Raw genomic sequence first — 17,625 nt, 5'->3', positions numbered from 1 at the left:
TTGCCACGTGTTTTCGACCATGAATTTGATGAGTAGCGAGATCGTCCCTGTTCTGCGTCTGGTTATTACCACCAGAACAAACTGTGATTTAGGTCACGTTTGTCGTGATGGCCTGCCGAGTAAAACAGCTCACGAAATGTGCTTAACTGACAAAGATCAGTTTCGGCAGGCTTTTTTTGTCTTTTATCGATTGGATTTTTTGGCATTGCTGAGGGGGTTATTCGGCCGTCAATAGGTGTCAAAGTCAGGTGGAATAAGGGCTGGGTGACGGCCTGTGTTTCCTCGGTCAACGGAGGAGTAACGCTAGTAAAAAGGCGGGATATTTATAATGTTTGGCAATAAATTATGTCGCCGCTCGCTATGGCATGGCCATTCATTGACCTAAGGTTATTTTATGCCTGGCTTTGTAAATTCGGCCTTTTAAATTTGGCTTAGTCCTTAGCTTAGCCTGTGTTTGAACAGGCCTTGTGCGCCTTAGGTTGATTCCAATAACTTGCCTATACTCAATAGGAATATCTTGTCTTGGCTGCTCTATGAACGCAAAACACACCTTGCTGATAATGCTGCTGTTTGTCTGGTCCACCTACGCCGCGCCCCAGTCCAAGCTGGAGGCTAAGACGATCAACATCTGCGTCGATGAGACAGAGTATCCACCTCTTAATTATTTCATTCGCCTCGATGGCCATAAAACTAGTGTGAATGCGGGTTTCGATATCGAACTGCTGCGTCTTGTGCTGCCTACTAGTTGGCAAGTTAATCTGGTGGCCGCCCCCTGGCCCCGCTGTTTGCTGGAGGTCGAGCAGGGGCGTCTCGATGCGGCCATGGCCGCATCGGCTAACGATGAGCGCCGGGCAACTTTCCTGTTGTCACGGCCTTATTTCCATCTGAGCCCGTCCGTGGCCTTCCTTCAAGAGCGCTTTCGTGGACTCGAGGTTACGGGGTTACCCAGACGACTCGACACACTCGGACGGGTATGTGGCATACGAGGTTTTAACTACGCCTACTATGGCCAGCCGGCCGATCTCGACATTGCCCGCAGCAACGAGATATTGCAGTTTAGCGACCTACTGCTCAAGCGTCGCTGCGAGTTCTTCCTGATAAATAGGGAGGTCTACAGTGCCATATTACGACTGGAGGGGCTGGAGAGCCTGGCGGATAGGCTCGCCATTTTGCCAATGGCGGGGGGCATTAAGGTACCTTTCTACATGCTGGTGTCCCGTCGTAGTCCCCATGCTCAGGCGCTGCTGAGCGAGTTCAATCGCGGCGTCGATAACCTGGAGCAGAGCGGCGACCTGGCCAGACTCTGGACGCGTTTCACCTCGGGACAAGGTGGCAAGACTAATCCCTAATTACCTCTCATCTCCAAGTGCATGTGCGCCATTGCTAATCTGATGATTTTTGTGTGAATGACCTTTAATGAGGCGGCTATTGTGATGCCCGGCAGCGAGTGTTAGCTTGCTAGTCTAGTGGCGTCTTGGGAGCGAGCGATGATCAGAGTGAATGTGTTTGGCAGGTCCATGTCGGTGCGGCGCGTGGATGGTGAGTGGCAGCTGTTTAATGAGTCGCAAACCGGGATGCGTAGCCGTGTCTATGAGGTGGTGATCCCGCCCGAGCTTGCTGAAGATCAGCTGCTTAGTTATCTGGATGATATCTATCACGAGCAGGCCAGTGCCCAGCACCCTGAGGTCAGGTTAGAGAGCAAGTAGCACGTTTTGCCGGAGGGCCAGGAAAGATGATTAGACGCTTGATGGATTACCTCAGGCTTTTGCTGTTTGTCTGCGGCGTGCTGCTCGGAGTGCAGGTGCCGGCCTTTGTGGATCAGTATGGCAAGGCGCTTACCGCTCATACCCAAGAGGCCAAACAGAGTCTGGCCGAGTTTCAGCGCGATGCCGACCGTTTCTTCGGCGGCGATATCGATAAGCTAATCGCTCACTACAAGCAGAATCCCGATGCCGTGTTTAACGCCGGTGGCGAGAGCATAGAGGCGCTGTATCAGAGGTATCAGTTGCTGTCTGCAGCGCTGACTGAGTTCAATCAATCAACCTACGGTGGATTCGACAGGCTTGTGCTTGCGCCTCTGCCTGAGATCAGAGACCAGGTGTGGCAGCATTTCAGCCACAGCATACTGCTGGATGGTCGCGCCATCGCCTTCGGTCTGGTGTTCGGCCTGCTGTTTGCCATGTTTTGTGAGTTGACGCTGCACGGCTGCGGCCATTGTTGTCGCGGCGCCTATCGTCGCCTCAGGCGTAAAGCTGAGCCGCAGCCAGAAGGCAAGTAAGAGAAACCCTAACATTCGTCTGTGTTTGTCTCGCCCAATAACGGCTATGCTTCAGGTATCTGCTTAGGTGAGTGACATGATAAGGCCAATTTGGCTGCCTAAGTTTACTGTTAACCATAAGGATTTTTCCATGATAGCCCAAGGACAAACATTACCCGCCGCGACCCTAGGTCAGCTCACCGAGAACGGCATGGTCAACCATGATGTGAACGAACTGTTTGCCAACAAGAAGGTGGTGCTGTTTGCCGTACCCGGCGCCTTTACCCCAACCTGCTCCGAGGCGCATCTGCCCGGCTATGTAGTACTGGCGGATCAGTTTAAGGCCAAAGGGGTCGATATTATTGCCTGTGTATCGGTTAACGATGCCTTCGTGATGAAGGCCTGGGGCGAGGCGCAAAATGCCAGCGAGCTGATGATGTTGGCCGATGGTGATGCCAGCTTTACCAAGGCCTTGGGCCTGGAGATGGACACCGCCGGCTTTGGCGGCATTCGCTCTCAGCGTTACGCCATGGTGATCGATAACGGTGTGGTGACTCTGCTGAATGTCGAGGCGCCCAAGAGCTTCGAGGTCAGTAAGGCCGAGGTGGTACTGGCGGCGTTATAATCCGCTGCAAATAGAAAAGGGAGCCTAAGGCTCCCTTTTTTGTGGCTAGATGTGAAAATGCACTAAAACAAGCCTTTAGAAGTAGTGAACATATTCCACGGCGACACGATAGAGGGTGTCTTCGAAGCCCAGTAGATCCACCTCGTAGTCGCGGCTGATATATTGGGTGGTGAAGTGCAGCAGGTTGTTTTGGTTGGCCAGCGGCATGATCACCTCCAGGGTGAGTCTGTCCATGGTGTAGAACTTGTCGGCGTCATAGCCCCATTGACCGTCGAAGCGGCTCCACTTGGCGCCGAGCTGCACACCTGTGTGGGCGAAGGTGTATTTATTGCTCCACTCGAAGAAATAGCCAAAACCGGCGCGGTTGAGCTCCTCTTCGGTGCGGCCCATCTCCTCACGCGGCCAGTCGTCATCCTTCTCTTCTTCGCTGTAGCCCAGGCCGAGTGTCAGGCCGAGATCATAGTGGTTGACGTTGCCGAAGCGGCGGTTGAGTGACAGCCCGGCTACCGCCAGCTGTTCGAACTCTTCTAGCTGTTGGCTGTTGTAGTGGCCTTCGTAGCGACCATGGAAACTCAGCAGGTAGTCTTGCTGCTCGCCGAAGCGGGCGAAGGGACGCTGATAGTTGAAGCGCAGATCCATGGAGTTACGAAACCTGTCTTCATCATATTTTTCCGAGTCGCGCTCGTAGTAGTAGGTTCCACGCACCCGGAAGTAGTTGTTATCCAGCTGGTAGACATTGTCGTAACGCAGGTCGTCCCAGATAAACGACAGGCCACCACCACGTGACATGGAGCTGAACTCTGAATCCGGGTAGGACTCCAGGCCAGCAATGAGTGACATGGCGAAGGGGGAGTTGTCTGAGTCTGCTAGCGCAGGAAAGCTGAGTAGGCCGGCCAGGCCGAGTGCGAGCGTGGTCTTCATGAGGCGCCTCTGTGGTTCATCATCCGTTTTGGTGCGGCGCACATTAGCATAAAATGGCCAGCTTTTCTGCTGGCCAGATTCCAGTTTGAGCTGGGTTAGGCGGCGTTATCCAGCGATTGTCCGTCGATGCCCAGGCTGGCCTCGATGTCGGCGACCCCTTGAGCTACCTCATCGGCGATCACCTCGCTCTGACTGGCGGCGGCCATGGCGTGTTGTTTCAGCGACTCCATCGCCTGTGACAGGCTGTCCAGGTGGCTGGCCTGATCGACGCTGAAGCGACTGCCCTGCTTGGCGGTCTCTGTCATCTCCTGAGACTGTTGCTGCACCGTCTGGGTCACCTGCCAGAGATTCTGCGCCCCCTGGGCCTGCTTCTGGCTGGTGCTCGCTATTCCCTCTACGCTCAGGGTCAGCTGCTGGTTGGCCTCGGTGAGCTGACTCAATATGGTCACCACCTGCTGCAAGGATTCCTGGGTGCGCTGAGACAGGTTACGCACCTCGTCGGCGACCACGGCGAAACCGCGTCCCTGTTCACCGGCTCGGGCGGCCTCGATGGCGGCGTTGAGGGCCAGCAGGTTGGTCTGCTCGGCGATGTTGCCGATCACATCCAGTATGGTGGAGACGTCGTTGACCGAGGTGGTCAGGCTGCCTAAGGAGAGGTGACAGTGGCTCACCGCCTGCTGGGTCTCGTCGGCGGCGCTCATGAAGGCCTGCACCTCCTCCTGACTGGCGAGCATCTGGCTGTGGGTCTGCTGGGCATGCTGCTCGACCTGGCTGGAGAGTTCGCTCACCTCACGGGCGATGGCGCGCACCTGCTCGGTCTGATTCTGCGCCGTGTCGACTATGCCGAGCGTGGTCTCTGTGCCCTGGGTCAGCTCGGTAATGCGGTGTACCAGCTGTGACAGCGAGGTGGAGATCTGGCCTATCTTGACGCGTTGGGCGGCATCTTCCGCCTCGAAGCGATCGAGTAGCTGATTGAAGTGACCGGCGATCTGGCCGGTTTCACAGCGTCGCTCTATGGTCAGGCGCTCGCGGTTGTTGGACTCGCTCAGGCGCATGAAGGCCTGATTCAGGTGTCTGAGGGGCTTTACCACCCTGCGTTGTTGTAACAGGAGGTAGACCAGGGCGAACACCGCCAGCACTGAGACCACGCCGTAGAGCAGGGTCTGTAGCTGTTGCTTGAGGTGCAGGTTTTGCGCCTGCTGCGCTTGACCGAGCTGGAGCAGCTCATCTTCGATGCGGACGATGGCGGCCATCATGGCTTCCTGGGCAGCCTGGTTGGCGGTCAGCATCTGGTGGGTGTTGCTCACCTCTTTGCCGTAGCGTTGGCTGAGGGAGAGCAGCTCGCTGTAGTAGCTCTCGCCTATCTCTACTTGTTCCGGCTCGTCGTCACCCAGGGCAAACTCGTCGGCCTCCTGGGCTTCATACAGGCCGAGTAGCGGCAGCTTGGCCAGTTGGTCGTGCCAGTCGGTCAGTGCCTGGATCTGAGTCGCAAGTAATGATTTGAGGCGCTGATCTTTGCCGATCAGATAGTCCTGGGTTAGCTGCGACAGCTGATACACCAGAGGCGGCAGACTCTGGGTCAGTTGCAGGTATTGCTTGGCGAGTTTTGGGTTTTCCGCCAGGCCCTTGTCGGCATACTCGGCCAGGTGCTGGTTGTAGGAGATCATCTCGCTCTCGGCGTGGGCCAGCAGCTGACGGGGATTGCCGGCCAGCTTACCCGCGGCGCGGTATTGGCTGTCCAAGTCTTTGATAAAGTTTGAGATAGACCCCTGTAGTCGGTTGGCTTCCTCGTGAGAGAGCTGGTCCAGGCTGGCGGCTATGGTCTGAAGCTGTTGCTTGGCGCTGCTCAGCTGCTGGCTGTTGCCCGTACTCAGGTAGCTCTCCAGCTGGCGGCGAACCTCGACCAGAAACTGCTGCTGCAGATCGGCCAGCATCTGATTCTTCTGTTCTATTTGGGCGCGCTCCTGGTTGCTCCATACGACGACACCGGCCAAGAGTGCGGCCAGCAGTAACAGGGTGGCAGAGGCCCAGAGGGAGAGGGTGGAAATTTTCATGATCGCGCGCCAGTGACAGTTTGCGCCAGAATATGACGTAATTGTTGCAGATTGATGACACAGCACTCAAGTATGGCACTTAGGTATGACGTCTGAGTTTGAGAAGTGGGTGAGCTATTGCCAGGGTTTAGAGGAGGGGCCGAGAGGCAGCTATTCCAGCGGCAGCCATACCTGGGCATGCAGGCCGCCTTCGGGGCGGTTGGTGAGTACTACCTGGCCCTGATGACGGTCGACGATACGCTTGATGATCGCTAGTCCCAGGCCTGAGCCGACGCTGCCGCGGGCGCTATCGCCTTGGGTAAAGGGCTGGAACAGCTTGGGGATCTGATCGCTTGGGATGCCTGGGCCGTTGTCTTCCACGCCGAAGCCAACCCGACGGCCGTCGAAGCTGGAGCTCAATCTTACCCAGCCGTTGCCGTAGCGGAAGGCGTTCTCTACCAGGTTGCTGATGATGCGTTTGACCGCCACCGCCTGCATAGGAATCTCGGGACATTCCCTCAGTGCTAGCACTATCTCGCCGTCGCGGTTGGTCTCGGCCTGGGCGATATCCTGCAGCAGATCGTTTATCTGCACCAGTTCGCGATTGGCCTCCTGATCCTGACGTATATAGGCAATAAACTGGTTGATGATGGCATCCATATCTTCGATGTCATGGACTATGCCCTCTTTGAGGTACTCATCTTCCTCAACCATCATCTCGGAGGCGAGACGGATGCGAGTGAGGGGCGTGCGCAGATCGTGGGAGATCCCCGCCATCAACAGGGCCCTGTCCTGCTCCAGCTGCTGCATGCTGCGGGACATCTGGTTGAAGGCGTTGGTCACCTCGATGATCTCGGTGGAACCGCTCGGGGGCAGGGGCGCCGGATAGTCGCCGCGGGAGACGGAAATCGCCGCCTTCTGTAGACGCTTCAATGGCTTGTTCTGCTTACGGGCAAACCACCAACCACCGGCGACACTCAGGGCGCCGATCACCATGAGATAGAGGGTCAGGGGCGAGAGACCAAACTCGTTGAAGCCGGTCAGAGGCACCTTGATCCATACCGATGGTGCCTGGGGCGGGCGGATCCAGATCTCGAACTCCTTGCCCTGGGCGATACGCACCTCGGCCTTGCCGCCCAGATGCTCTGACATCTGCGCCGATAGCAGACTGTAGTAGGCGGCGCGATCGACCCCTGCCTCGCGGGCCTGTTTGAGGTTGTAGATCTCCATGCTGTCGTCGCGCACCTTGGCGTTGAGGGCGTCGACCATGGAGAGGTGTTCGCGGCCGACATCTACGCCGTCGACGAACAGCAGGTTAACCTGACGGGCGATCAGCTGGTTGATCTGCTGGTAGGTGGGCTGAATAAAGTAGACAGCCACCGAGAGATAGGAGACCAACTGATTGACCAGCAGCAGCGAGCCTATCAGCAGTACAGTCTGACTGAAGGCGCTGCGGGGCAGGAAGCGTTTAAACCAGCTCATTATTGGAGACGATGGCCAGGGCTAACGCCGCGCGGCACCGTCGGGCACAAACACATAGCCCAGGCCCCAAACGGTCTGGATATATCTAGGGTTGGCGGCATCTTTCTCGATCAGGCGACGCAGGCGCGACACCTGTACGTCGATGGAGCGCTCCAGCGCTGAATAGTCGCGGCCGCGGGCCAGGTTCATCAACTTGTCCCGTGACAGCGGCTCTCTGGGGTGACTCACCAACACCTTGAGCACGGCAAATTCGCCGCTGGTGAGGGATATTGCCTCTTCGCCGTGGTACATCTCGCGGGTGGCCAGGTTAAGGGTAAATTCACCGAAGGTGATCTCCTCTTCCTGCTGTGTCGGCGCGCCTGGGACCTCGGGGGCCTGACGGCGCATGACCGCCTTGATGCGAGCCAGGAGTTCTCTGGGGTTGAAAGGCTTGGGCAGGTAATCGTCGGCGCCCAGCTCCAGGCCTATGATGCGGTCCACCTCGTCACCCTTGGCGGTCAGCATCACGATGGGAATTGTATTGCCATTTTGGCGCAGGCGACGGCAGATAGAGAGGCCATCCTCCCCCGGCAACATAAGATCCAGCACCAGCAGGTGGAAGTTTTCCCGCTCCAGCAGCCTGTCCATCTGCTCGGCATTGGCGGCGCTCCTGACCTGGTAACCCTGTTCCATCAGGTAACGCTCTAGCAGGGCTCTTAGGCGCATATCATCATCGACAACGAGAATTTTAGAGGTTTCTTGTCCCATGCTCTCTATCCCTTATTTCAGTGCGATCGGCTCGAGGTTTACCGCTCAACTGGCTGAATTTCAATATTAATCTTATGTGCCTGCTTAATATAGCCGCTTTGCTATTTAAAAGCCTAGCGAGATTTCGCTCAGAGTTGCGGCGATGTTTCACAGCGTTAGAAACAAAATGGTTATAACTTACTGATACCAATTGAAATTGTATGTATTTTGATTGCCTGCCGGGAAATTGTAACCAAATTGAAACCGTCAGTTGGCGAGCGGCTGGGAGATGGCTTGGCTTATCGCCTCGCTAAGGTCGTGCCACTGGGCTATTGTTTTTCAACGGCTGCGCTGGTTATTATCAGCCGAAAATCATTCGATGCGCGGGCGCTGCCTGGCATCTTGTTGAGTCATGACGAGAGAAAGATGAAAGCCATGTTGATCACCCGCGAAGGGTGGCAAGCGCTCGACAGAGAGCTTAAATATTTATGGAAAGAGTACCGCCCCGAGATCACCAAGAAGGTGCAGGAGGCGGCGGCCCAGGGCGACCGTAGCGAAAACGCCGACTACACCTATAACAAGCGCCTGCTACGACAGATAGACAGCCGGGTGCGCTATCTGGTGAAGCGGGTGGAAGATCTGCAGATCGTCGATTACTCGCCCCAGCAGGAGGGCAAGGTGTTCTTCGGCGCCTGGGTCGAGCTGGAGGACGAGGCGGGCAAGATAGTGCGCTATCGTATCGTCGGCAAGGATGAGCTGGATACTAAGCTTGGCTATATCACCATAGACTCGCCCATGGCGAGGGCGCTGATCGGCAAGCAGGTGGACGACGAAGTGGTGGTCAACACCCCAGCGGGTAAGAAGGAGTGGTACGTCAACAAGATCCAATATAAGGCGTTCGAGGACTAAGCCTGCCTTCGCGATTTCAGCCCGGGTGTAAGCCTGGGCTAACGCCTCCAGTCTCAGTTAATGCTCTGATAAATCAATCAATACCTGCCTAACATGAGCCCTGTAACGAAATCTTGTCACTGTGGTTCGCCCTTGGCTTAGCACTGCGCGCTAAGCCTTGATGATCTCGATCAAGGCGCAGATGCGCCGCAGCCCCTAGGCTACAGACATTTTTGGACAACCCGAGAGTCTAACGTGTCTGTATCGATCGAATCTAACTTTGGCGCCGACTACGCCGCCCATCTGCCGCTGCTTGGCGATAGCATCGCCGAGCTGCTGGCCTTCTTCGGTGTGAAACGTGTTTATGGTGTCGGTGGTGACTTCGTCGCTAATCTGATCAACACCCTGGATAAACGGGTGGCGGTATTGCCCTCGAGTAACGAGATGCACGCTGGTTTCAGTGCCTGCGCCCAGGCCGAGTTGAATCCTCTCGGGGTCTGCATGACCACTTATACTGTCGGTAGCCTGCCCTGCACCTCGGCGGCGGCTCTGGCGCGCACCGAAGGCCTGCCCGTGGTGTTTATCTCGGGTGCCCCCGGCGAGGCGGAGATTAACAGTCAGGCGCTGCATCACAGCGTGCATCCCCATACGGCCTGGCACACAGATCTCGATGCGGCGCTCAACGCCTTCAAGGCGCTGGGCGTGCGCGCCGAGCGTCTACAGGGCCAGCGTCACAGCGGTCAGCCTAACGTGGCGGCGGAGCAGTTTCTGCAGCTGCTCACCCATGCCTATGTGAATCGTCAGCCCGTGTATATTGAGGTGCCGAGAGATCTTATCTATCAGCCGACCCAGGCGCTGAGCCTGCCGACTTGTCCGAGTGAGCTAAGGCCCCAGGCGCTTAACCTGAGCGGCGCCGAGCTGATCGCCAGTCAGATCCGCACCCAGCTGCAGCGCGCCAAGGCGCCGCTGGTATTCCTCGGTGAGAAGCTCAGACTCAATGCGCCGCTGCTGGCGAAGATTCTGAGTTTCTGTGAACAGAACAAGCTGCCCTATGCCACCACCTGGTTTGGTAAGGGGATGCTGGATGAGTCGAAGCCACTCTGTCTGGGCAGCTACAACGGTGTGTTCAGCCGCTTGCCGAACCAGGAGTATATCGAGTCTGAGGCCGACTATGTGCTCGAGCTGGGCACGGCGATTTTCCCTTCAGACACTAACAATGCCTTTAGCAGCCAGACCCATGCCATAGACAATCATGGCAACAAGACCATGCTCAAGGGAACGGCCCAGTGGGAGGCGGACATCGCCGCCGTGATGGGGCTACTGAGCGAGCAGCCTATTATCAAGGCGGCGCTCGTGCATCTGAGCCTTGATATCGAATCTAACTCTGTATCTGAGCCCCCTAGAGCCAGCGATGCCAAGCTGGGTTATCACCATCTGGCGGCCTGCATCAACGCGGCGCAGCAGGCCAGCGAGCGCCCCTTCATCTTCGTGCCCGAGGTGGGTAACTCGCTGTTTGCCAGCTTCGAGCTGTCCACACTCGGTAGCGATATCGGTCGCAGCTATCTGGCCAACCCTTGGTATGCGGCCATGGGCACCAGCCTGCCTTATGCCAGAGCCGTGGTAGATCAGCTCGCCGAGCAGGGCAGCACCCAGTCCGTGGTGGTGATCACCGGCGACGGTGGCTTCAACTTCCAGGCGAACGAGTTGATCAACCTGCAGAAGCAGGGGGCCAACCTGGTTATCGTCTACATGCGCAACAACATCTTCCATCTGGGTAAGGCCGGTGATGCGCCCATCTATGCCTGTAACCATGAGGGATTCGATCCTAAGTTGTTGATTCAGGCCTATGGTGGCAGGGGACATCTGTGCCAGTACGATGGCGAGTTTGTCGATACCCTGTGTGGTTGTATCGCCAGCGGCGGCCTGCATCTTATTGAGGTACCGGCGCCTATCGAGGAGTCATTCCAGAGCGATACCACCCAGAAGCTCAACTGTTACATTGGCTATTGTAACGGTCAGCCTGAGGCAACTCGCCGCTGGCAGGAGTTATGCGAAAAACGCGACTAAACTGAGAGACGTGTCGCCTAATTTACCCGTCCTTATCAGGAGTTGCGACAGATAGGGCGTACAACTTGGCCCTGGGCTGTGTTATCTTTGGCGGCACTTAACTCTCTATTTGGGCACGACGTAATCTATGCAAAATATTGCACAAATCATCGCTCAGGAACTTAATGTTCGTGAGCAGCAAGTGACGGCAACTATCACTCTATTGGATGACGGCGCGACGGTTCCCTTCGTGGCGCGTTATCGTAAAGAGGTCACAGGTGGTTTAGACGATACCCAACTGCGCACTCTGTATAGCCGTCTGGGCTATCTGCGCGAACTTAACGATCGCCGTCAGGTGATCCTCTCCAGCATTCAGGCCCAGGGTAAGCTGACCGCCGAGCTGCAGGCCGCCATAGATCAGGCCGACAGCAAGACACGCCTGGAAGATCTCTATCTGCCCTATAAGCCTAAGCGTCGTACCAAGGGACAGATCGCCATCGAGGCCGGTATCGAACCCTTAGTGGATCGTTTGCTGAGTGATCGTCAGGCGGATATCGAGGCCCTGGCGAGCGAGTACCTCAATGCCGAGGCGGGTTTCGATGAGGTGAAGGCGGTGCTCGATGGTGCGCGCTTCATCTTGATGGAACGTTTCGCCGAAGACGCCGAACTGCTGCAGAAGGTGCGTCAACATCTGACTCAGAGCGCCGTGCTCGAGAGCCGTGTGGTGAAGGGCAAGGAGAAAGAGGGCGCCAAGTTTAGAGACTATTTCGAGCACAGCGAGAAGCTGATGCATGCGCCTTCTCATCGTGCCCTGGCCATGTTGCGTGGTCGCAACGAGGGCGTACTGAGCCTGAGCATGAATGCAGACCCAGACAGCGAGGCCAAGTCAGGCAGTTACTGCGAGGTGATCATTGCCGATCACTTTAACCTCAAGCTGAGTGATTCCGCCGTGGATCAGTGGCTTAAGCTGGTGGTCACCTCTACCTGGCGCATCAAGATCGCGCTGCAGATGGAGACAGAGTTTATCGCCAAGCTGCGCGAGCGTGCCGAGACAGAGGCGATCAATGTCTTCGCCCGTAACCTGGGCGATCTTTTAATGGCGGCGCCAGCCGGTGCCAAGGCCACACTGGGCCTGGACCCAGGCCTGAGAACCGGCGTCAAGGTGGCCATAGTTAACAACACGGGCAAGCTGATGGCCCACACCACCATCTTCCCCCATGCACCGCAGAACCAGTGGGATAAGTCGATCCGTACCCTGGCGAACCTGGTGAAGATGCATAAGGTGGAGCTGATCGCCATAGGCAACGGCACCGCCTCACGCGAGACCGACAAGCTGGCGGGCGAGCTGATTGCCGAGCTGAAGAGCGAGCTGCCGACACTCACCAAGATCATGGTGAGCGAGGCGGGCGCCTCCGTCTATTCCGCCTCTGAGCTGGCGGCGGAGGAGTTTCCCGAGCTGGACGTGTCGATTCGTGGCGCCGTCTCTATCGCCCGTCGCCTGCAGGATCCGCTGGCGGAGCTGGTGAAGATCGAGCCTAAGTCTATCGGCGTGGGTCAGTATCAGCATGACGTGAGTCAGAGTCAGCTGTCACAATCCCTCGAGGCCGTGGTGGAAGACTGTGTAAACGGCGTGGGTGTGGATCTCAACATGGCCTCCATGCCGCTGCTGACTCAGGTGGCTGGCCTGAACAAGACGCTGGCGCGCAATATCGTCGAGTATCGCGACCAAAATGGTCAGTTTACCTCGCGTAAACAGCTGCTTAAGGTGCCACGTCTCGGCCCTAAGGCGTTTGAGCAGGCGGCCGGTTTCCTGCGTATTCGTGAGGGCGACAACCCGCTGGATGCCAGCGCGGTGCATCCAGAGACCTATGCCCTGGTCGAGCGAATCGCGACGGCGCAGCAGCAGGCGGTGGATGCCCTGATAGGCAACACAGATCTGCTCAAGCAAGTAGATGCCAAGGCGTTTGTGACCGATGAGTTTGGTCTGCCGACCATAGAAGATATTCTCAGCGAGCTGGATAAGCCGGGTCGTGATCCCCGCGGCGAGTTTAAGACCGCCGTGTTTAAGGAAGGGGTCGAGGAGATTAAAGATCTTAAGGTGGAGATGATTTTAGAGGGCGTGGTGACTAATGTGACCAACTTCGGCGCCTTCGTCGATATCGGCGTGCATCAGGACGGTCTGGTGCATATCTCGTCGCTCACCGACAAGTTTGTCAGCGATCCCCACACAGTGGTGAAGGCCGGCGATGTGGTCAAGGTCAAGGTGATGGAGGTTGATGCCGAGCGTAAGCGTATCAGCCTGACCATGCGTCTGGACGAGAAACCGGGCGAGAAGCAAATGTCTCACCAAGGCGGCAAGGGCCAGGCGAAAGCGGGCCAAGGCAAGGGACATCAAGGTAAAGGCCCACTGGGCAAGAACCAGGCTAAGGGTCAGTATAAGCAGCCCAAGGCGCCAGCCAATGCGGCAATGGGTAACGCCTTCGCCGATGCCTTCGCCAAACTGAAGAAGTAGTCTCGCATAATCCCTTCTTAAAGGCCGCATTTGCGGCCTTTTTTATGCCTAGATTCCACACCTATTTGCTTGGTTGCTGGCCTGGCATCCGGCGTCTAGAGCAGGAGTTCGGCCGAGAGTATCTTGAGCCGCCTGACGCCATTTTGTTTACCCCTGGCGATCACCTTCTGCTTGGCGAGTGTCAGGCCGCGGGCATTGACTATCACGCTGGCGCTGAGGGTGTTTTCCAGGCGTGTCTTGTTTGCCTTGGGGCCGGGACGGCCGCTTAGCGGCGTGGGTGACTCGAAGCTATAGCTAATGAGGTAGTCAGCCATGGGGCACCTCCGGCGTGAATCTCTGATATGAATGCATGGGTAACCGTATGAATTGTCGTGTGTAAGCTGTTAGAAAATAACCAGTTGTTATTTTTATGTATTTGCGAGGCCCTAAGGCTTGTTGGCAGACACTGTTCTGGGCCGGTGGCCATGAGGGACTCAATTTCGAGCCCTGGGCGTATCCTCTTTAGACGGCGTAGAGCCGAGAGCCATCTATTATCTGATTGTTTTAACTGATGTTGTTGACTTGTCTGACGCTATCCTACCCAGGGAGGGGGGAGAGCGAAAGATAGTTACTATTCGATTTTTTAATAGATTGTTGGGGCTTCTGGCGGGCAAAAAGCGCGGGAATCCACTATTTAGCTGATAATTCACGTCTTATTTAACTGTTACACTTTTCGAACTTTTTACTGACTTTTATGTCAAAATGGCACATTGCCGAGCGAACATGCTCGTACCCATTAAGCGATAGCGATTTTGATTGAGGAAACCATGACGACGTCCCACAAGAAACATGGGCCAATGCGGGCCATTGTCTACTTTGGCCTGATAGCCCTGGCCATCACGATGCTGAGCCGTATCGGCTTGGGCATCTGGCAGGCCGATAGGGTTGCCGCCGTGGATGGTTGGCCACACCTGCTGCTTCAGGGACTGAGGGTCGACTTTGCCACCCTATGTTGGTTATGGGGCATCGCCGCCCTGGGCACCACCATCTTTGGTGGCGACCACATCGTCGGCCGTGGCTGGAAGTCGGTACTGAGAGTCTGGCTGACCCTGGGTCTTTGGTTGATGATCTTCCTCGAGCTATCGACTCCCTCGTTTATCGATGAATATGGCCTGAGACCGAATCGTCTCTATATCGAATACCTCATCTACCCCAAAGAGGTGCTCTCCATGCTGTGGACCAGTCGTAAGGGAGAGATCTTCCTCGGGCTGATCGTCAGTACCCTGAGTCTGTGGGGCGGCTGGCGCCTGAGTGGGCGCTTACTGAAAGAGGTGGTCTATCCGCGCTGGTTCTGGCGTCCGGCCATTGCCTTACTGGTTATCGCCGTGACCCTGATGGGCGCGCGCTCTAGCCTGGGGCACAGACCGCTTAATCCTGCCATGGTGGCCTTCGCCGACGATCCGCTGGTGAACTCTCTGGTGGTGAACTCCTCTTATTCGCTGGTGTTTGCCATAGATCAGATGGCGGCGGAAGCCAATGCCTCTAAGGTGTATGGCAAGCTGGAGAAGAGCCAGATTATAGACAGCATACGTAAAGACAGTGGCCGCCCGCTAAGCGCCTTCACCTCTGAGTCTCTGCCGAGCGTGACCTATAATCAGGCGAGTTTCCAGGGCAAGCCCAAGAACCTGGTGATCATCCTGCAGGAGAGCCTGGGGGCGAGATTTACCGGTTACCTTGGTGGCCTGCCGCTGACGCCTAATATCGATGCCTTGGCGCAAGAGGGCTGGGCCTTCAATCGTCTGTACGCCACGGGTACCCGTTCGGTGCGCGGCATCGAGGCGGTCACTACCGGCTTCACACCGACCCCGGCTCGTTCCGTGGTCAAGCTAGGTAAGAGTCAGACCGACTTCTTCACTATCGCCGATCTGCTGAAGATGAACGGCTATGAGACCCAGTTTATCTATGGCGGCGAGAGCCATTTCGACAACATGCGCAGCTTCTTCCTGGGCAACGGCTTTAGCGATATCGTGGATCAGAACGACTATAAAGATCCTGTGTTTGTCGGTTCCTGGGGTGTGTCGGACGAAGATCTGCTCAAGCGAGCCAATAACGAGTTTGAACAGTTCCATAAAGAGGGTAAGCCTTTCTTTAGCCTAGTGTTCAGCTCCTCTAACCATGAGCCGTTCGAGTTCCCGGATGGCCGTATCGAGCTCTACGATCAGCCTAAGCAGACCCGTAATAACACGGCCAAGTATGCCGATTATGCCGTGGGTGAGTTCTTCAAACTGGCCAAAGCGTCCAGCTACTGGAAAGACACACTATTTGTGGTGGTGGCCGACCATGAGAGCCGCGTAGGCGGTGCTTCTCTGGTACCCGTGGAGCAGTTCCGCATCCCGGCGATCATCATAGGTGATGGCATCACCCCTAAGATGGATCAACGTGTCGCCAGCCAGATCGATTTGGCACCGACCCTGTTGTCCTTGATGGGCGTCTCGGGTAGCTACCCTATGCTGGGACGGGATCTGACCAAGATGGATGACGACTGGCCGGGTCGCGCCCTGATGCAGTACGACAAGAACATGGCCTATCTGCGTGGTGACGATGTGGTGATCCTGCAGCCAGAGCGTGAGCCGACTGGCTACGCTTATGACTTTGCCAGCAATACTCTCACCCATAAGGCGCAGAGTGATGAGATGAAGCAGACCGCCTTGTCGTGGGCGCTGTGGGGTAGCATGGCTTACCAACAACAGCTGTATCAGACGCCGCAGCAGAGCACGGCATCGAACACGTCGTCGGATGAAGCGTCGATCAGATAAAGGTGGATAACTCGGGCTCTCCCTTGGGGAGGGTCTGAGTCTGGTAGAAGCTGGCGATATGGGCCGACACGCTCTGATAGAAGCTGCTGGCCTGATTCTCGATGCGGGTCTTAGGTTTCTGAGGCTCTCTTGGCGTCTCAGTCTGCGCGCTACGTATGTCGCGGCGTGCCAGCGCAGGCTTCATCATCAGTGGGCGTATGATGGCGGCGGCGCCTTGTTTCGCCTGTTGCTGTTGTTGCTGACCTTCCTGCTGATGCTGGCCTTGCCCTTGCTGCTTGGCCTGCACCTTCTCGTTGAGTTTTGCCTGAATGTTGGCCTGATCCGCCGCGCGCTCATTCTGAGGGTTGAAGGGGCGCTCTTCGTTGCTCTTGGCAAGCTGAGGTGCAGGTATGATAGGTGGGCGTTGCTGACTCTCTACCCGCGCGCTATCGGTCGCGGCGTTGGTCGTCGCGATAGGCACTTGCGGATAGTTGGTCACCACTAACATAGAAAACTCCTAGCGTATTGCCTAAATAATAACCAAAAAGTGTTATAAATTAAAGTGATTATTCTTTAAGCGTCCGCAGCCAGGCCTTGACCCCTTCGACGAAGGCATCCCTGTGGGAGAAGAAGGGCGCATGGGAGGCCTTAGGTAGCACAAGATCCTCAAAGCGTGACTCGCAAACCGGCATCAGCGGTTGTACCCGGCGAGACACCAAGCCGTCCAACCTTCCCCACACCCTGAGCCAAGGCACCTGTATCTCGCCAAGTTGGTCTCTGAGATCCACCTCCTTAAGCATCTGCAAGCCGGCGCGCAGCGCGTCTACATCCGGCAGCGGCTTTGCCATCACTAGGTCCCTGAGCTGCTTGATATCCTGCTTAGCGGTCTCGCTCCCCATGGCCTGGATGGCCAGGAAACGCTCGATCATCTTGCCGAGATCTTTCTCCAGCTGATCGCCAAACTGCCCCAGAATTTGTGGTGGAATCCCCGGCCAGCCCTCGTCCTCCCGTGCCATGAAGCAGGGGGAGGAGGCTATGGTCAGCAGGGCATTGATGCGCTCTGGATAGCGCAGGGCGGCGCGGGTGGCGACCAGTCCCCCTAGTGACCAACCGGCCCAGATAGCCCGCTCTGGCAACTGTACCATGAGATGATCGACCCAGGCATCCAGGTCTCCCTCTATGGCCTGGCTATCGCCGAAGCCGGGCAGGTCGACTAACAGGAGTTGATGATCTTTGAGCGTGTGATGCAAGGGAGTAAAGACGGCGCTGTTCACCCCCCAGCCGTGCAGCAGGACGATGGGGCGGCCTTGGCCTATAGTTTCAATATGCAAGGATTGCTGACTCACTAAGATGCCTCTGGA

General features: G+C 56.6%; 15 protein-coding genes. 8 read left to right on the top strand and 7 right to left on the bottom strand.

Translation table 11 applies throughout. The features are described 5' to 3' along the window. Positions 1 to 533: 533 nt before the first annotated feature. The 4 genes from K0I63_RS18885 (at position 534) to K0I63_RS18870 (ending at position 2,882) form a co-directional block, all read left to right on the top strand. Positions 534 to 1,349 (top strand): substrate-binding periplasmic protein, encoded by an 816-nt coding sequence (locus tag K0I63_RS18885; RefSeq protein ID WP_220082023.1) that lies wholly within the window; start codon positions 534 to 536, stop codon positions 1,347 to 1,349. A gap of 138 nt (positions 1,350 to 1,487) precedes the next feature. After that, on the top strand, positions 1,488 to 1,706 hold the full coding sequence (locus tag K0I63_RS18880; RefSeq protein WP_220082022.1) for a DUF7661 family protein: 219 nt from the start codon (positions 1,488 to 1,490) through the stop codon (positions 1,704 to 1,706). Between the two features lie 26 nt (positions 1,707 to 1,732). Then, entirely contained in the window at positions 1,733 to 2,278 is a 546-nt protein-coding gene (locus K0I63_RS18875; protein ID WP_220082021.1) for a DUF2937 family protein, read from the top strand. A gap of 130 nt (positions 2,279 to 2,408) precedes the next feature. Then, entirely contained in the window at positions 2,409 to 2,882 is a 474-nt protein-coding gene (locus tag K0I63_RS18870) for a peroxiredoxin (RefSeq protein ID WP_220082020.1), read from the top strand. Positions 2,883 to 2,957: 75 nt separating this feature from the next. Here the strand turns inward: K0I63_RS18870 and K0I63_RS18865 are convergent, their stop codons facing one another. From K0I63_RS18865 to ompR, 4 genes are all read right to left on the bottom strand, one after another. After that, positions 2,958 to 3,803: a hypothetical protein gene (locus K0I63_RS18865; RefSeq protein ID WP_220082019.1), complete on the bottom strand. Its 846-nt coding sequence runs from the start codon at positions 3,801 to 3,803 to the stop codon at positions 2,958 to 2,960. 95 nt (positions 3,804 to 3,898) lie between these two features. Continuing rightward, positions 3,899 to 5,857, bottom strand: coding sequence for a methyl-accepting chemotaxis protein (locus tag K0I63_RS18860; RefSeq protein WP_220082018.1), 1,959 nt, complete (start codon positions 5,855 to 5,857; stop codon positions 3,899 to 3,901). Positions 5,858 to 6,007: 150 nt separating this feature from the next. Next, entirely contained in the window at positions 6,008 to 7,318 is a 1,311-nt protein-coding gene (gene envZ / locus K0I63_RS18855; protein ID WP_220082017.1) for a two-component system sensor histidine kinase EnvZ, read from the bottom strand. Positions 7,319 to 7,339: 21 nt separating this feature from the next. Then, positions 7,340 to 8,065 carry an osmolarity response regulator transcription factor OmpR gene (ompR, locus tag K0I63_RS18850; protein WP_011867431.1) on the bottom strand — a complete coding sequence of 242 codons (726 nt, stop codon included), beginning with the start codon at positions 8,063 to 8,065 and terminating at the stop codon, positions 7,340 to 7,342. Between the two features lie 405 nt (positions 8,066 to 8,470). Here ompR and greB point away from each other — a divergent pair, with 405 nt between their 5' ends. From greB to K0I63_RS18835, 3 genes are all read left to right on the top strand, one after another. After that, a complete protein-coding gene (greB, locus tag K0I63_RS18845) occupies positions 8,471 to 8,953 on the top strand; it encodes a transcription elongation factor GreB (protein WP_220043645.1) in 483 nt (160 codons plus the stop codon). 234 nt (positions 8,954 to 9,187) lie between these two features. Further along, the gene (locus K0I63_RS18840) at positions 9,188 to 10,999 is read left to right on the top strand and encodes a thiamine pyrophosphate-binding protein (protein WP_220082016.1); all 1,812 of its coding nucleotides are present in this window, start codon (positions 9,188 to 9,190) and stop codon (positions 10,997 to 10,999) included. A 127-nt stretch (positions 11,000 to 11,126) separates the two neighbouring features. After that, positions 11,127 to 13,490 (top strand): Tex family protein, encoded by a 2,364-nt coding sequence (locus tag K0I63_RS18835; protein WP_220082015.1) that lies wholly within the window; start codon positions 11,127 to 11,129, stop codon positions 13,488 to 13,490. A gap of 95 nt (positions 13,491 to 13,585) precedes the next feature. On the opposite strand, the gene K0I63_RS18830 is transcribed toward K0I63_RS18835, so the two are convergent. Then, entirely contained in the window at positions 13,586 to 13,804 is a 219-nt protein-coding gene (locus tag K0I63_RS18830) for a hypothetical protein (protein ID WP_220082014.1), read from the bottom strand. Between the two features lie 492 nt (positions 13,805 to 14,296). Here K0I63_RS18830 and K0I63_RS18825 point away from each other — a divergent pair, with 492 nt between their 5' ends. Next, the gene (locus tag K0I63_RS18825; RefSeq protein ID WP_220082013.1) at positions 14,297 to 16,285 is read left to right on the top strand and encodes an LTA synthase family protein; all 1,989 of its coding nucleotides are present in this window, start codon (positions 14,297 to 14,299) and stop codon (positions 16,283 to 16,285) included. Here the strand turns inward: K0I63_RS18825 and K0I63_RS18820 are convergent. Next, complete coding sequence (locus K0I63_RS18820; RefSeq protein WP_220082012.1) at positions 16,278 to 16,772, bottom strand: hypothetical protein; 495 nt, start codon at positions 16,770 to 16,772, stop codon at positions 16,278 to 16,280. The two genes, K0I63_RS18825 and K0I63_RS18820, sit on opposite strands and share 8 nt — an antisense overlap. A 58-nt stretch (positions 16,773 to 16,830) precedes the next feature. Beyond that, the gene (gene bioH, locus K0I63_RS18815; protein WP_220082011.1) at positions 16,831 to 17,610 is read right to left on the bottom strand and encodes a pimeloyl-ACP methyl ester esterase BioH; all 780 of its coding nucleotides are present in this window, start codon (positions 17,608 to 17,610) and stop codon (positions 16,831 to 16,833) included. Between the last annotated feature and the right edge of the window lie 15 nt (positions 17,611 to 17,625).

It is taken from the genome of Shewanella rhizosphaerae, from assembly GCF_019457655.1.
GTDB lineage: Bacteria > Pseudomonadota > Gammaproteobacteria > Enterobacterales > Shewanellaceae > Shewanella > Shewanella loihica.
Note: the sequence above shows the minus strand (reverse complement) of the source record. Positions and strands in the feature narration are given on the sequence as shown.

Excerpts from the sequence above, each read along its gene's own strand:
- K0I63_RS18885 (WP_220082023.1), top strand. The coding sequence starts at position 534 with ATGAACGCAAAACACACCTTGCTGATAATGCTGCTGTTTGTCTGGTCC.
- K0I63_RS18880 (WP_220082022.1), top strand. The coding sequence starts at position 1,488 with ATGATCAGAGTGAATGTGTTTGGCAGGTCCATGTCGGTGCGGCGCGTG.
- K0I63_RS18875 (WP_220082021.1), top strand. The coding sequence starts at position 1,733 with ATGATTAGACGCTTGATGGATTACCTCAGGCTTTTGCTGTTTGTCTGC.
- K0I63_RS18870 (WP_220082020.1), top strand. The coding sequence starts at position 2,409 with ATGATAGCCCAAGGACAAACATTACCCGCCGCGACCCTAGGTCAGCTC.
- K0I63_RS18865 (WP_220082019.1), bottom strand. The coding sequence starts at position 3,803 with ATGAAGACCACGCTCGCACTCGGCCTGGCCGGCCTACTCAGCTTTCCT.
- K0I63_RS18860 (WP_220082018.1), bottom strand. The coding sequence starts at position 5,857 with ATGAAAATTTCCACCCTCTCCCTCTGGGCCTCTGCCACCCTGTTACTG.
- envZ (WP_220082017.1), bottom strand. The coding sequence starts at position 7,318 with ATGAGCTGGTTTAAACGCTTCCTGCCCCGCAGCGCCTTCAGTCAGACT.
- ompR (WP_011867431.1), bottom strand. The coding sequence starts at position 8,065 with ATGGGACAAGAAACCTCTAAAATTCTCGTTGTCGATGATGATATGCGC.
- greB (WP_220043645.1), top strand. The coding sequence starts at position 8,471 with ATGAAAGCCATGTTGATCACCCGCGAAGGGTGGCAAGCGCTCGACAGA.
- K0I63_RS18835 (WP_220082015.1), top strand. The coding sequence starts at position 11,127 with ATGCAAAATATTGCACAAATCATCGCTCAGGAACTTAATGTTCGTGAG.
- K0I63_RS18830 (WP_220082014.1), bottom strand. The coding sequence starts at position 13,804 with ATGGCTGACTACCTCATTAGCTATAGCTTCGAGTCACCCACGCCGCTA.
- K0I63_RS18825 (WP_220082013.1), top strand. The coding sequence starts at position 14,297 with ATGACGACGTCCCACAAGAAACATGGGCCAATGCGGGCCATTGTCTAC.
- K0I63_RS18820 (WP_220082012.1), bottom strand. The coding sequence starts at position 16,772 with ATGTTAGTGGTGACCAACTATCCGCAAGTGCCTATCGCGACGACCAAC.